The organism is Bacillus sp. SW14, assembly GCF_047608225.1.
Taxonomy (GTDB): domain Bacteria; phylum Bacillota; class Bacilli; order Bacillales; family Bacillaceae; genus Bacillus; species Bacillus subtilis_G.
On record NZ_JBLKRW010000001.1, the window covers coordinates 1,069,295 to 1,082,512 of the forward strand.

18 protein-coding genes are annotated in these 13,218 nt (G+C 40.8%); 16 read left to right on the forward strand and 2 right to left on the reverse strand.

Translation table 11 applies throughout. The features are described 5' to 3' along the window. Positions 1-9: 9 nt before the first annotated feature. The 4 genes from essA to ACMX2I_RS05400 all read left to right on the forward strand — a co-directional run bounded on the left by essA (position 10) and on the right by ACMX2I_RS05400 (position 2,412). On the forward strand, positions 10-465 hold the full coding sequence (essA, locus tag ACMX2I_RS05385) for a type VII secretion protein EssA (RefSeq protein ID WP_414958296.1): 456 nt from the start codon (positions 10-12) through the stop codon (positions 463-465). A gap of 61 nt (positions 466-526) precedes the next feature. Then, entirely contained in the window at positions 527-1,258 is a 732-nt protein-coding gene (locus ACMX2I_RS05390; protein WP_414956398.1) for a (S)-benzoin forming benzil reductase, read from the forward strand. Positions 1,259-1,454: 196 nt separating this feature from the next. After that, entirely contained in the window at positions 1,455-1,985 is a 531-nt protein-coding gene (locus tag ACMX2I_RS05395; RefSeq protein WP_414956399.1) for an HD domain-containing protein, read from the forward strand. 190 nt (positions 1,986-2,175) lie between these two features. Beyond that, positions 2,176-2,412, forward strand: coding sequence for a YuzF family protein (locus ACMX2I_RS05400; protein WP_087993285.1), 237 nt, complete (start codon positions 2,176-2,178; stop codon positions 2,410-2,412). A gap of 40 nt (positions 2,413-2,452) precedes the next feature. Here the strand turns inward: ACMX2I_RS05400 and ACMX2I_RS05405 are convergent, their stop codons facing one another. Beyond that, a complete protein-coding gene (locus tag ACMX2I_RS05405) occupies positions 2,453-2,842 on the reverse strand; it encodes a DUF2283 domain-containing protein (RefSeq protein ID WP_414956400.1) in 390 nt (129 codons plus the stop codon). Positions 2,843-2,955: 113 nt separating this feature from the next. On the opposite strand from ACMX2I_RS05405, the gene ACMX2I_RS05410 reads away from it, so the two are divergent. From ACMX2I_RS05410 to pdeH, 7 genes are all read left to right on the forward strand, one after another. Beyond that, positions 2,956-4,065 (forward strand): AI-2E family transporter, encoded by a 1,110-nt coding sequence (locus tag ACMX2I_RS05410; protein ID WP_148963972.1) that lies wholly within the window; start codon positions 2,956-2,958, stop codon positions 4,063-4,065. 59 nt (positions 4,066-4,124) lie between these two features. After that, entirely contained in the window at positions 4,125-4,346 is a 222-nt protein-coding gene (locus tag ACMX2I_RS05415; RefSeq protein ID WP_087993284.1) for a spore germination protein, read from the forward strand. 72 nt (positions 4,347-4,418) lie between these two features. Then, a complete protein-coding gene (locus ACMX2I_RS05420; RefSeq protein WP_394716295.1) occupies positions 4,419-4,667 on the forward strand; it encodes a YueH family protein in 249 nt (82 codons plus the stop codon). A gap of 71 nt (positions 4,668-4,738) precedes the next feature. Then, the gene (locus tag ACMX2I_RS05425) at positions 4,739-5,137 is read left to right on the forward strand and encodes a YueI family protein (RefSeq protein ID WP_087993282.1); all 399 of its coding nucleotides are present in this window, start codon (positions 4,739-4,741) and stop codon (positions 5,135-5,137) included. A 96-nt stretch (positions 5,138-5,233) separates the two neighbouring features. Then, positions 5,234-5,785, forward strand: coding sequence for a cysteine hydrolase family protein (locus ACMX2I_RS05430; protein ID WP_414956401.1), 552 nt, complete (start codon positions 5,234-5,236; stop codon positions 5,783-5,785). A gap of 15 nt (positions 5,786-5,800) precedes the next feature. After that, positions 5,801-7,273 carry a nicotinate phosphoribosyltransferase gene (locus ACMX2I_RS05435; protein WP_087993280.1) on the forward strand — a complete coding sequence of 491 codons (1,473 nt, stop codon included), beginning with the start codon at positions 5,801-5,803 and terminating at the stop codon, positions 7,271-7,273. Positions 7,274-7,409: 136 nt separating this feature from the next. Beyond that, positions 7,410-8,639 carry a cyclic di-GMP phosphodiesterase gene (gene pdeH, locus ACMX2I_RS05440; RefSeq protein ID WP_087993279.1) on the forward strand — a complete coding sequence of 410 codons (1,230 nt, stop codon included), beginning with the start codon at positions 7,410-7,412 and terminating at the stop codon, positions 8,637-8,639. On the opposite strand, the gene ACMX2I_RS05445 is transcribed toward pdeH, so the two are convergent. Beyond that, entirely contained in the window at positions 8,618-8,983 is a 366-nt protein-coding gene (locus ACMX2I_RS05445) for a hypothetical protein (RefSeq protein WP_087993278.1), read from the reverse strand. The two genes, pdeH and ACMX2I_RS05445, sit on opposite strands and share 22 nt — an antisense overlap. Positions 8,984-9,015: 32 nt before the next feature. Between ACMX2I_RS05445 and ACMX2I_RS05450 the strand changes: the two genes are divergently transcribed. From ACMX2I_RS05450 to ACMX2I_RS05470, 5 genes are all read left to right on the forward strand, one after another. Continuing rightward, entirely contained in the window at positions 9,016-9,153 is a 138-nt protein-coding gene (locus tag ACMX2I_RS05450; RefSeq protein ID WP_176365307.1) for a hypothetical protein, read from the forward strand. Between the two features lie 289 nt (positions 9,154-9,442). Continuing rightward, complete coding sequence (gene degQ, locus ACMX2I_RS05455; RefSeq protein ID WP_003220708.1) at positions 9,443-9,583, forward strand: degradation enzyme regulation protein DegQ; 141 nt, start codon at positions 9,443-9,445, stop codon at positions 9,581-9,583. Between the two features lie 184 nt (positions 9,584-9,767). Next, positions 9,768-10,637, forward strand: a complete 870-nt coding sequence (locus ACMX2I_RS05460) for a polyprenyl synthetase family protein (RefSeq protein ID WP_414958297.1) — start codon at positions 9,768-9,770, stop codon at positions 10,635-10,637. After that, entirely contained in the window at positions 10,634-10,855 is a 222-nt protein-coding gene (gene comX / locus ACMX2I_RS05465; RefSeq protein WP_289347988.1) for a competence pheromone ComX, read from the forward strand. The genes ACMX2I_RS05460 and comX overlap by 4 nt, the downstream gene beginning before the upstream one ends. A 15-nt stretch (positions 10,856-10,870) precedes the next feature. Further along, complete coding sequence (locus tag ACMX2I_RS05470; RefSeq protein WP_414956402.1) at positions 10,871-13,183, forward strand: histidine kinase; 2,313 nt, start codon at positions 10,871-10,873, stop codon at positions 13,181-13,183. Positions 13,184-13,218: the final 35 nt, after the last annotated feature.

Here is a 13,218-nt window from a genome sequence, read left to right on the forward strand (position 1 = left end):
ATGATTTGTATGCTCTCCTTTTCCCTTTTCATACCCTCTGCCGCCGCTGCCGAAACTGAAGAAAATACAGATGTCGCGCCAAACCAATATGAGAAAAAAGACATCGAAATCGATACGAATTATTTGCATGAAGATTCCTACTATGAAGAGAAAACAGAACTGCCTGAGGAACAGAAGGATATTACCTTTGACAAGCCGGAGGACAAGGACGCCGAGCTGATTAAAGGTTTGTTTACATCAACAGATGCCGAAGAATCCAACACGATTGCGGCCCAGTCGAAACAGCTCGGGATTACGTTTACTGAAAAACCAATCACAAAGACGTCATCCACGGAAACAAAGGAAGAACAAGCAACATCTTCACTGCTGCTTCCGATTTTGTACGTCGTGCTGATCCTGCTCGGCATTGCAGGGATTGTGTTCCTCATCCCAAAAGTCACAGCGCAGGAGAACAAAAAGGCGTAGGCCGCGTGCTTGTGTTGTGTAAAAGCGGTACGTACAATAGGAACGGAAGGAGGAGGTTTCAATGGAACTTTATATCATCACCGGAGCGTCAAAAGGACTGGGAGAAGCCATTGCAATACAGGCTTTAGAGAAGGGCCATGAAGTCCATGCCTTGTCCAGAACAAAAACTGATATCTCTCATGAAAAACTGACGCAGCATCAAATAGACCTTATCAATCTCGAAGAAGCTGAACAGCAATTTGAAACGTTGCTTTCATCCATTAATCCAGATCGTTATTCAGGTATTACCCTGATCAATAACGCCGGAATGGTAACGCCGATCAAACGCGCCGGCGAAGCGTCTCTGGAAGAGCTGCAGCGCCATTATCAGCTGAACCTGACAGCGCCTGTGCTTTTGAGTCAGCTGTTTACAAAACGGTTTGCTTTATACAGCGGCAAAAAAACGATTGTCAACATTACGTCAGGCGCCGCCAAAAATCCATACAAAGGATGGAGCGCGTATTGCAGCTCAAAAGCCGGGCTCGACATGTTTACGAGGACATTCGGATTTGAACAAGAGGATGAGAAATTGCCGGTGAACATGATTTCCTTTTCACCAGGTGTGATGGACACTGGGATGCAAGCCGTCATCCGTTCTTCATCTAAAAAGGATTTCCACGACATTGAACGATTCCGGTCATTAAATGAAACAGGAAGCCTCCGCAGTCCGGCCTTTATTGCCGGCACACTGCTTTCTTTATTAGAAACAGGCGCGGAGAACGGCCGCGTTTACGATATAAAAGAGTTTTTGTAGAGCAGACATTTTCTGCTCTTTTTTTGATTGAAAAGGCAATCGCCCGCGCGTTTTGTTGAGCAGCCGCATATACTGACTGAAACGCTGCTTTTAGGGTATAACAATGATGATAAGCAGACAAAATGATGTGACATAAGAATTGAGTTTCTCTGCAAATTATGTTAGGATTCTAAAAATATCTAAAGGAGGGGTTTCCATGAGAAAGGTTACATTAATGGATGTTTTCACCCATCCAATTGCACAAAAATATATGCAGCGCTCCGGTGTGGCACATGCGATTGCCTGCGCTTACCATGCGTACAGGCTGTCTGTAAAAGCTGACATCAGCCCTGATTTAGCTGCGAAAGCGGCGCTGCTGCATGACATCGGCCATTATGAATGGTATACAGACGGCAAGTGGGATTATGAGAAATACAAAAGAAATGACATTCATGCCATTAAAGGGGCGGAACGGGCACATAAGCTTCTGATTCGGCTTGGCGAGGAACCGAAAGCGGCAAAAGAGATTGCTCTTGCCATTTTGCTTCATACAGATTCCTATTTGCCTGAAGGCGAATTAGATAAAAACACGCTGCAGCAGATTGTCAAAAAAGCGGACGAACTTGATGAAGAGCCGGGCGGCCGACATCATTACCGCCAGATTGATTCTTCCACGGCACGTAAAAAAATAGAAAAGCTGGATCAATTAATCGACCAAACTCAGGCATCGACGATAAAGTCTGTATAAGTCCCGCTTGTTATACACGGAACAGCGCCAGCTTTCTTCGCTGTCTCCGCTTCACCGCCATTTCCTTTACACCCGCTTCCAAACATCTTCTCCTATAGTCTCCGCACCCCTTGGTTTTATCAGGAAAGCCTGTGTCATTATCCATAATAACGGCATAAGCTGAGATAAAACATAAAAAGGGGATTGAAGTATGGTCAACCAAGGTAGTCCGCAACTGGTCTCTTTAGTCGATCCTTATGTCTATCAGACCATTAAAAAGCTCATCGGCTCAAGGTTCATTATACAGACAGTACGAGATACGGTCAGAGGCAGACTGATCGATGTAAAACCTGACCATATCACAATTGAAGGAGCCCGAAATTCCGTTTGTTTGATCAGAATTCAGCACATGATTTCCGTCACGCCAGATTACAGTGAGCGGGTTTAACAGTGCTTGCGCATGAAAAATAGGCGTACACCGTGACGTCCTATTTTTCAGTTAAGCGCTGCAAAAACGCACTGTGGTACATCGTTTCGTCAAGATCAAATCCGGCAAATTCCTGATAGCGGGCATCTGAAAAACAAAAAGTAACGCCGTACACTGTATAGCTGGAACGTATTGAAGCATGTTGACGGACACGAAAATGATAGCCGTCTGCATCTTTTACATATATCCGGGATGTTCCGGCAAACGGGGCACAGAGCAAAGCTGCCTCACCAAAACATTCGAATCCGGCAATTTTGCCGTCTAGGCCGATATCCAGCAGGATACAATCATTGACTTTAAGCTCCTCCGACTGTACATTCCCGCGCATATTCGGAGGAAGAAGGCGGATATACGCCAGTTCTGACTCTTTATCGTATGTCACGGCCTTCATCACCAACACTCCTTTCATCACATTAAGAGTTCTGATATGAGTTCATTTTTGTTACAATGATGGGTATAAGCCCTTTTATCTGACAAACAAAGAAAAACTAGGAGGAACAAAGCTTGTTGAAATCAAAAGTCCATTTTTGGACATTGCAGATTTTATTTGTTTTGCTGATTATTTATGTCGCAACAAAGGTTTCATTTGTGTTTCAGCCGTTTATTGTTTTTATCTCGACACTGTTTTTCCCGATGCTGATAGCAGGAATTTTGTATTTTATTTTTAATCCGGTCGTCCGCCTGCTTGAAAAAAAAATTCCGCGGACCTTATCCATTCTATTGATCTATTTACTATTTATCGGTTTGCTGGCCTTCGTTTCCGCGGCAGTCGGACCTGTCATTACGTCGCAAGTGACCGGGCTGTTTAACAATCTTCCTGATTATATAAAACAGATTCAGTCGCTGACAAACGATTTGTCCCATTCCCAATGGTTTACCTGGATGATGAACCAGGATTATGTATCAATATCAAAAATTGAACAGTCGTTGACAAGCTTTCTCCAAAACCTGCCGCAAAATATCACGTCCAGTTTATCTGCGGTGTTTGGCGTCGTGACAAATATCACGCTTGTTATTATCACTGTTCCATTTATCCTTTTTTATATGCTGAAAGACGGACACCGCTTTCCGCACCTGGCAGTGAAAATTCTTCCGGCTTCTTATCGGACAGAAGGCTTAAAGATTTTTAAAGATTTATCCGATACGCTTGCGGCTTATTTTCAGGGACAGCTGTTAATCTGTCTTTTTGTCGGAACAGCGTGTTTTATCGGCTACTTAATCGCCGGTGTGCCATACGCCCTGATTCTTGGGATTGTCATGGCGATTACCAACATCATTCCTTATGTCGGGCCTTTTCTCGGTGCTGCGCCGGCTGTCATTGTCGGTTTTATGGACTCGCCGGCCAAAGCGCTGTTCGCGATTATTGTGGTGGTCGTCGTTCAGCAGCTCGACGGGAACCTGCTGTCTCCTCTCGTGATCGGAAAGCGGCTCAATACGCATCCGCTTACGATTATTTTACTGTTGATCGGAGCGGGAAGCTTCGGCGGCATTCTCGGCATGATTTTAGCGGTGCCGGTGTACGCGGTAGTGAAGGCATTCTTCCTGAATATTGTTCGCCTAATCAAACTGCGCCAGCGGTCACGCCTTGAAGAAAACGCGAAGCCAGCTGAATAGGCGGGCACCATTTGCGCCTCTTTGCATATGATGCTGTAAATCAATGCGGAGGTGGGGAAATGCCTGCGATTGTAGGTCCGATTTATATTATGTCAATATCAGGTGATGCGGCGGCCAGTTTTGGAGATGTGTTTGCGATTTCACCGAAAAGCGTCGATCACTCAGGCGTGGGCTCGGGGGCGTTTCAGCTCGGTGATTTTGTGAGCATCAATAACCAAACGAGTAAAACGCTCTTCAAAGATGCCGATATCATTGATGAAACAGTTTCGTTTAACGGGTAACAGCCTTTTCAGGGGAGGCTGTTGCTTTTTTATTGTATAATATGGGTAGTCTTTGAATAGTGAGGTCATGTTATGAAAATAAGAAAAGCGAATATCAATACGCAAACCGGAATGATCACAGACGTGTATCTGCATGAAAACAGAAAAGAACTGCACACGCTTGTAGCGGTTCCGCAGCTGGAGTGGAGCACGATCATTTCTTATGAAGAAGATAAAGCAGCTCTGCCAGAACGGCTGGAAGCTTCTTTGCGCCGGCATACAGAGGAAGATACGGCAGGTGAGCTGGCCAAAAAAATCATTCAGTGGGTAACAGAAATGTAAGCGGCCCTTGAAAGTTTAGCTCCTGCCTGATCAGGTGATAATGAAGACAAACAAGACGGGAGGACGAGCTTTTGAGTGATGATAAAATGGATCTGTATTTGCAGCAAGGAATGTATGGGCCCTTGGAAACAAAGCCTGACGAGCGCCACTTGTTTTTAGGCTCATTAAGGGAAAGAGTGCTTTTGGCACTGACGAAAGGACAGGTGCTCAGAAGCAAACCGTATGAAGAAGCGGAGCGTGCGCTCAAAAACAGCAAAAACATCACCCTTTTGATTAATGGAGAGCTTCAGTATCAGTCTTACTCTCCTTATATCCAAATGGCGAACCGGAACGGAGTGCACTTCAAGATCGTATCGGATCTTCAGTTTCATACGCCTCTAGGCCTTGTCATTGCGGCTGACACTGCTGTAAATCGTGAATTGATATATATTCAGGACGACATTTTTAACCGGTCAGTGCTGAAACCTTAAGAGACAAACGGATCGTTTGTCTTTTTATTCATGGCAATTCCCTTACAACTGGAGATAAGATATAATGTTCTCATACTGATGGCGGGGAGGCCAGCTATGAAAAAAGCACTTATTTGTATAGATTATACGAATGATTTTGTGGCGAGTAACGGAAAATTGACTTGCGGAGAGCCTGGCAGAATGATAGAAGAGGCGATCGTCAATTTGACTGAAGACTTCATCACAAACGGTGATTATGCCGTATTTGCAGTAGATTCTCATCATGAAGGGGATCAATATCACCCTGAAACCCGTCTTTTCCCTCCGCATAATATTAAAGGCACGGATGGAAAAGATCTGTACGGAAAGCTTTTGCCTCTATATCATAAACATGAATATGAACCAAACGTATACTACATGGAAAAAACGAGATATTCTGCTTTTGCGGGTACTGATTTAGAGCTTAAACTCAGAGAGCGGCAGATTGGCGAACTGCATCTTGCCGGCGTCTGCACAGATATTTGTGTGTTGCATACAGCGGTTGACGCATACAACAAAGGGTTCCGGATTGTTGTGCATAAACAGGCTGTTGCCAGCTTTAATCAGGAGGGGCACACGTGGGCTCTTTCCCATTTTGCAAACAGCATCGGAGCGCAAGTGGCAGAGTAAGGAAGGGGAAAAACAGTGTTAGAGTATGGATTTAAAGATGACAGCCTGTCATTACATACAGACCTTTATCAAATCAATATGGCCGAAACCTACTGGAGGGACGGCATTCATGAAAAGAAAGCGATTTTTGAGCTTTTTTTCAGAAGGCTTCCGTTTGAAAATGGCTATGCGGTATTTGCGGGCTTGGAAAAAGCCATCGAATACTTGGAAAATTTCAAGTTTACGGATAGCGATCTGAATTATTTACAGGAAGAACTCGGGTATCATGAAGATTTTATTGAATATTTGCGCGGTTTAACGTTTACAGGTTCACTTTATTCCATGAAAGAAGGAGAACTCGTTTTTAACAATGAGCCGATTATGAGGGTGGAAGCCCCCCTTGTAGAAGCGCAGCTGATTGAAACGGCTTTGCTCAACATTGTGAACTACCAAACATTAATAGCAACAAAGGCTGCCCGGATTAAAGGCGTCATCGGCGATGAAGTCGCGCTTGAATTTGGAACAAGACGGGCGCATGAAATGGATGCGGCCATGTGGGGAGCGAGAGCAGCCTTAATAGGCGGCTTCAGCGCGACAAGCAATGTAAGAGCAGGAAAGCGCTTTAATATCCCGGTCTCCGGCACTCATGCGCATGCGCTTGTGCAGGCCTACCGCGATGAATATACAGCTTTCAAAAAATACGCGGAAACGCATAAGGATTGCGTCTTCTTAGTAGACACGTATGACACGCTTCGTTCAGGCATGCCGAATGCGATTAAGGTTGCCAAGGAATTCGGAGACCGTATCAACTTTATTGGCATCCGCCTTGACAGCGGCGATTTGGCGTACCTGTCAAAAAAAGCCCGGAAAATGCTCGATGAAGCGGGATTTACAGACGCGAAAGTCATTGCGTCAAGTGACTTGGATGAGCATACCATTATGAATTTAAAGGCTCAGGGAGCGCGCATAGATGTCTGGGGTGTCGGTACGAAGCTGATTACAGCCTATGACCAGCCGGCTCTCGGCGCGGTTTACAAGCTTGTAGCCATTGAAGAAGACGGGAAACTGGTCGATACGATCAAAATTTCGTCCAATCCTGAAAAAGTGACGACACCGGGCAGAAAGAAAGTGTACCGTATTATCAATCAGTCCAATCATCATTCTGAAGGTGACTATATTGCGCTTTATGATGAGCAGGTGAATGATCAGAAGCGGCTCAGAATGTTCCACCCGGTTCATACATTCATCAGCAAATTTGTCACCAATTTTTATGCGAAGGATCTTCATGAGCTGATTTTTGAAAAGGGTATTCTTTGCTACCAAAACCCTGAGATATCAGACATACAGCAGTATGTACAGGATAACCTCAGCCTGCTGTGGGAGGAATATAAGAGAATCAGCAAGCCGGAAGAATATCCGGTTGATTTAAGCGAGGACTGCTGGAGCAATAAAATGCAACGGATTCACGAAGTGAAAAGCAGACTTGATGAAGAACTTGAAGAAAAATAAAGAAAACTGGCCTTTCGTTCGCGAAGAGGCCAGTTTTCTTTATGAATATATTATTTTTCATGTTTAGACAATTTTCGTCAAATTATTTGATATACTTAGGAGTGAACGCCGCGCGTAGTGTAAGGGGGATAAATCAATGAGGGTGTTTGTTGCAAGACAGCCTATTTTTAATAGAAAAGAACAGGTTGTTGCTTATGAACTGCTGTATAGAGAAAGCGAAGAGAATGTCTATAGCGCTAAAGACGGCGATCAGGCAACAGCAGATTTGGTGATTAACAGCTTTTTAAACATCGGAATTGAGAAGCTGACGGAAGGGAAACGCTGTTTTGTTAATTTTACGGAAAGCCTGATGTTTTCGAATCTTCCCACCTCCTTTAATCCGAAGCAGCTTGTCATTGAAATCCTTGAAGATATACCAATCACGCCGGCCCTCATCTCAAGATGCAAAGAACTGAAAAAAATGGGGTATATGCTGGCGCTCGATGATTTTTATGCAATAAACCCGCAAAATGAAGACTTACTGGAAAAGCTCATGAGCTATATTGATATATTGAAAATTGATTTTCTTAAAACAACCCGAATGGAACGCAGAAAAATTTTGCAAACCTACGGCTGCAGAGGCTTGATCTTTTTAGCGGAAAAAGTTGAGACCAGAAAAGAATATAAACAGGCGGCCCAAGACGGCTTTCAATTATTTCAGGGCTATTTTTTCAGCGAGCCGCGCATCATCAGCGGGCATGATTTGTCGACTCATTTCTATTCATACTATGAACTGCTTAACGAATTGAGCAAAGAGCAGCCTAACATAAAGCGTGTGACAGAGTACATAGAGCGGGATTTATCACTGTCCTATCAAATCTTAAAATTTTTAAACTCATCCCACAGCCGTTTGAGCCAGAAAATTGAGAGCATTCAGCAGGCTATTATGCTGCTGGGATTTAATGAAATCAAACGGTGGATATACATTCTTTCCTTTAAGGATTTAAGCAGAAAAGGGCATTCCAGCAAGCACGAAATCATTAAAATTTCTTTGATGAGAGCAAAGCTTTGTGAACTGCTGGCGAGAAAAACAGCCCGGCCGCAGCCTGCTTCTTATATGCTGATCGGAATGTTTTCTCTCATAGACACTCTGCTGCATAGAGAAATAGAAGAGATTATTCAAGAATTGCCTTTAAAAGATGAAGTCGGAAAAGCGTTATTAGGCCATCAAAACGACTACTACCACATGCTTGAGCTTGTGAAATGTATTGAAAGCAACAACTGGGACACTCATACAGAATTAGGCAAAGAACTGGATAAAGAAGAAGCGTATGAGTGTTATCTTGAGGCTCTGGAGTGGTGTCATCATCTGATGGACGCAAAATGATTGCGGTCTTCTGACCACCGCAAAGCAAGAATCATTCGGCTTTGCGTCCCGATAAGGCTGATGTAAATGCCGTCGGGATTAAAGACCGCATCCACTTCATGCCGGACGCCCATTTGTTTGATCAGGCGCTTTACAGATTGTTTATCTGACTGCTCGGCTGCGGTCAGGATGCGGCGTGAGAGCTCCCGCGAGCCCGCAATGCGGCTGAGAACGAGCTGGGCATCCGCGAACATTCCTGCGGCCTGCTTCGCTGAACGGATAAAGGTATCTGTATTGCCGTCAGGAGCAGGCGGGCGGCGTATCTCATAAGGATAGGCGTAAAACCAAGGATAGTGATATTTCATGGGAGCACCTCACTCAAAAGGGATGTTTCTATATGTATAGATTTCTAATCGCCGAATATGACAAAGCGAAAGGCCACAACTTTAGCGTTGCGGTCTTTTCGGTGTTTGTCGGTCAGGATACGGCAAGAATCGCGTATTCAATTTTGAAAATACAGTACGGAGGACTATAGTCTTACTTAGTTAAAATGCGAAATGCGTTCAAATCAAGGGAAGTAAGAATCTTTCTCAATTCCAGCAGAAATATACGCTCCTTCACATAGAAATAAAGTCCCGTTCTCGTTGTGATCCCTTAGAGCATAAAGACCTATTGATATTTGCGGTGTCACGCAGGACTTTTTTGCATACTTTTCGGTGAAAAATAACCTGAAAGCAGATACACTATTAGTAACAGATCAAATACCTAGGACTCGTTCACCATACACAATTCATTGATCTTTCAAAAAAAGGAGTGTGGAAACGATGGAAAAGAAACTTGAAGAAGTAAAACAATTGTTATTCCGACTCGAACTTGATATTAAAGAAACGACAGATTCATTACGAAACATTAACAAAAGCATTGATCAGCTCGATAAATACAATTATGCAATGAAAATTTCGTGAAAAAGACTTGGAAACAAGTCTTTTTTTTCGTTCTGCATATACAAATAAAGGATAAAGTATTATATGATTGTTAAAAAACGAAAAACCTGCTGTCCTTTGGATAGCCCATTTAGTAAAATGGAAGGGGAGGGGGGAAGTCGTTATTGAGCAGATATGTTTAGATTCTGTGCGAATCAAGGAGAAAATGAAGGAGATTGTAGATGAAAATATTTTAAATGAGGACTTGAAAGCAAAACTCATATCATTTATTGAAGAAAAAAAACAATTTTCATTTGCTGAATTAGCTTATAACCATTACATAGCATTTGACGGAAAAGATGATACAGCAATTGAGTTGTTGGCTTCCGGTATTGAACTTTTAATTTTATCTGCTGACATTTTTGACGATATTGAAGATAAAGACAATCTTCAGGCTTCTTGGATGAAAATAGATCCTTCTATAGTCATTAATGCAGCTACCGCACTTTATACATTGAGTTTGCAAGTAATAAATTCAGTTTCTAACAATCCAACACTTTTAAGTCTGACTTTACAATATTCACTACAATCTTTACAAGGGCAACATGTTGATTTGAATTTAAAAGTCTCATCAGAATCAGAGTATATTGAGATGATTAAATCTAAGTCAGGTTCGCTGGTGACATTGCCATGTGTCCTTGGTGTTTATTTGGCAACTGAAGAATATAATGAAATAGTCGATGAATATTCACGTTATTTGGGCGTAGTCGAGCAAATTGCGAATGATCACTATGGGCTTTATTATCCAGACAATAATGACTTGAAAACAAGACACACTCTTGCCTTCTACTATTTAAAAAATAAATATAACCAATCATCAATTGACTTATTAAATTTTTATGCGCAAGAAAATAATATGATAAATAATTTGAATGAATTGAAAAGGAAGTTACGTGATTCAGGAGTAATACTATATTTAAATGTTATTAAAAATTTAGCATTGGAAAATTTTAAGGAAGCATTTAAAAAACTGAGATTAGATGAACAAAGAAAGAATAAACTATTTGTTCAATTATTAAGGGGGAATATAAATTGAAACATATTGATAAAATCATAAGCCATCTAGTAAATAATCCCGAAGCGTTTGATCAATTTAAGAATGGTAACTTAACCTTGCTAAATATAAATGAGAAAGAAAAGAAAGCATTATTATATGCGTTTGAACAAGGAGAAGTGCCAAGAACAAGCAATTGGCCTCCAATAGAAGCTATCAGTAGTTTTTTTGAGGATGATAAAAGAAAAAGTTTTATATAATTACGGGATGATGTGATGCAAAGAAATATTAACTTCTTTAAGTATTTGTCTTTAGCTTTTATCATTTTAAGTTTTATTTATGTTATCTACCTCTCTTATATTTCTGTTTTTAACATCTTCGTAGGAGCGGATGTGAAGATTAATGAACAGGGTAAGTTAGAGGTCACCAACGTTGTAGATTATACAGATGAATATTATACGGGTGTGAAAAAGGGTGACATCATTCTTGAAGTGAATGGGGAAAAAGGCAGTGAAGTCCAGTTAGAAAGCGGAAGATTGGTCAATGTAGAAAGTTTAATTGTTGAGAGAGATAATAAATCATTTCATTTACAAAATGTAAGCTTAATAAGTGAAGAGAATTTATTTATGTATCTCATTCCAATCATCTCTTATTCAATCTGTTTATTTTGTATATTTTTTGTTTACAGAATAAATAAAGTTAGAAAATCATCTTCCGCTTTTGTTTTAATTTTATTTTTGTTATTTGTACCAATAGCGTATGTAAGTGCCTGCGGGGCAAGAAAAGGTGAAGAGGTTAGCACTTACCTACTTGTCCTAACTTTAGTAAGTTGTCCAATTTTATATATTCACTTTATATATAAATACTTTGCTGAATTAGGCACTAAGTTATTCAAAAAGAAGATTTTAATCATTATGTATATGTTTCCACTAATAAACTTGTTATTAGAAGCTGTTATGGGTAATAGATTAAATTCTTCAACCTTTTTGTCTAACCTGAACTTGATTTCTTTTTTTGTCTTAGTTCTTACTGTATCTATTCTTATCCATCAAGGGATAAGAAAAATTAAACAAAATGAGCAAAAATCAATTTTGAAGGTCCTTTCTTATACAAATATTCTTGCTTTTAGTCCTTTTATTATCTTTTTTGTTATCCCATATGTGTTGTTTAATACGTATCTTTCACCCTTTAGTTTGGCAGCTTTTACACTTGTTATACCTTTTTCTTTAGTATATCAGTTTATGACCAATAGACTTTACAATATTGACTTTGTTGTAGGAAGGCTTAAGTACTATGGATTTTTAGCCATTACACCTACTGTGATTGTAGTCACCATATTTAATTATGTCCAGAAACCAAAAGATAACTTCTATTCCGTTAAACTAACAATTGTAATATATTTGCTTATGTTTGCTGTTTTTTACTTTAAAGAGATCATTGACTTTCGTTTCAAGTTGAAAAGATTCACAGAGAAATTTAATTATCAAGATGGAATTTTTAAATTTACTCAGTTAATAAAGCAAGCATCATCGGTAGATCAAGTACTTAATCATTTTAAAAATACAATCTTAGAAGTACTAAACATAGATAATGCTTGTGTGTATGATAATTCTAAAGGGGAAATTACACTTATTAGCAAGAATAACTTCAAAGATATAACTTATAAGAATTTTGAGCAATATGTCCAAAATTTCTCAGGTGAGATCGGGAAAATAAGAGAGTTTAAACAGGGTTTTATTATTAAAATAGGTGAACGAGGAGACAGGTCATTTTTAGTACTCTGTTTCTCAAGTTATAATACTTTTAAATTAACAAGAGATGAAATTGCATGGCTTCAAACATTAGCGTTTTATACAAATGTTTCATTGGAAAATGTGATGAAAATCGAAGAATTGATGGTGCATCTTGAAGATTTAAAACAACAAGAATCAAACCCAGTTTGGCTCAAAAAACTCATGTACACCATCGAAGAAAAACAACGCTCTGATCTCGCCCGCGATCTCCACGATTCCGTTCTTCAGGATTTGATTTCATTAAAACGCCAGTGTGAGCTGTTTTTGGCTGATTTTAAGAAGGATGATAGTCCGTGCCGGGAAGATGTGCAGGACAAGCTTGTACAGATGAATGAGCAGATGTCTGATGTGATTTCGATGACGAGGGAGACGTGTCATGAACTGCGGCCGCAGCTTCTGTATGATCTTGGGCTTGTGAAGGCGCTGTCCAAGCTGGTGGCTCAGCAGCAGGAACGGGTTCCGTTTCATATCCGTTTAAATACCGGCAGATTTACGGCTTCGCTTGATCTGGATTCGCAGCTGAATTTGTACCGGATCATTCAAGAGTTTCTGTCTAATGCGGTCAAGCACTCTCAGGCGACGGATGTGCTGATTATGCTCATCAGTATTCAAAACAGGATCGTTCTGCATTATGAGGACGATGGTGTAGGATTTGATCAAGAGAAAAATAATGAGCATTCCATGAGTATGGGGCTTTCCGGCATTAAAGAGAGAGTCAGGGCTTTAGATGGACGCCTTCGGATTGAAACAAGTGAAGGAAAGGGCTTTAAGGCTGATATTGAAATCGAATTGTAATGGTTTTATAACGGAAACGACTTGGCACAAGCCAA

Bases quoted from the DNA above. Each gene is read 5' to 3' on its own strand.
- essA (WP_414958296.1), top strand. From the start codon at position 10: ATGCTCTCCTTTTCCCTTTTCATACCCTCTGCCGCCGCTGCCGAAACT.
- ACMX2I_RS05390 (WP_414956398.1), top strand. From the start codon at position 527: ATGGAACTTTATATCATCACCGGAGCGTCAAAAGGACTGGGAGAAGCC.
- ACMX2I_RS05395 (WP_414956399.1), top strand. From the start codon at position 1,455: ATGAGAAAGGTTACATTAATGGATGTTTTCACCCATCCAATTGCACAA.
- ACMX2I_RS05400 (WP_087993285.1), top strand. From the start codon at position 2,176: ATGGTCAACCAAGGTAGTCCGCAACTGGTCTCTTTAGTCGATCCTTAT.
- ACMX2I_RS05405 (WP_414956400.1), bottom strand. From the start codon at position 2,842: ATGAAGGCCGTGACATACGATAAAGAGTCAGAACTGGCGTATATCCGC.
- ACMX2I_RS05415 (WP_087993284.1), top strand. From the start codon at position 4,125: ATGCCTGCGATTGTAGGTCCGATTTATATTATGTCAATATCAGGTGAT.
- ACMX2I_RS05420 (WP_394716295.1), top strand. From the start codon at position 4,419: ATGAAAATAAGAAAAGCGAATATCAATACGCAAACCGGAATGATCACA.
- ACMX2I_RS05430 (WP_414956401.1), top strand. From the start codon at position 5,234: ATGAAAAAAGCACTTATTTGTATAGATTATACGAATGATTTTGTGGCG.
- pdeH (WP_087993279.1), top strand. From the start codon at position 7,410: ATGAGGGTGTTTGTTGCAAGACAGCCTATTTTTAATAGAAAAGAACAG.
- ACMX2I_RS05445 (WP_087993278.1), bottom strand. From the start codon at position 8,983: ATGAAATATCACTATCCTTGGTTTTACGCCTATCCTTATGAGATACGC.
- ACMX2I_RS05450 (WP_176365307.1), top strand. From the start codon at position 9,016: ATGTATAGATTTCTAATCGCCGAATATGACAAAGCGAAAGGCCACAAC.
- degQ (WP_003220708.1), top strand. From the start codon at position 9,443: ATGGAAAAGAAACTTGAAGAAGTAAAACAATTGTTATTCCGACTCGAA.
- ACMX2I_RS05460 (WP_414958297.1), top strand. From the start codon at position 9,768: ATGAAGGAGATTGTAGATGAAAATATTTTAAATGAGGACTTGAAAGCA.
- ACMX2I_RS05470 (WP_414956402.1), top strand. From the start codon at position 10,871: ATGCAAAGAAATATTAACTTCTTTAAGTATTTGTCTTTAGCTTTTATC.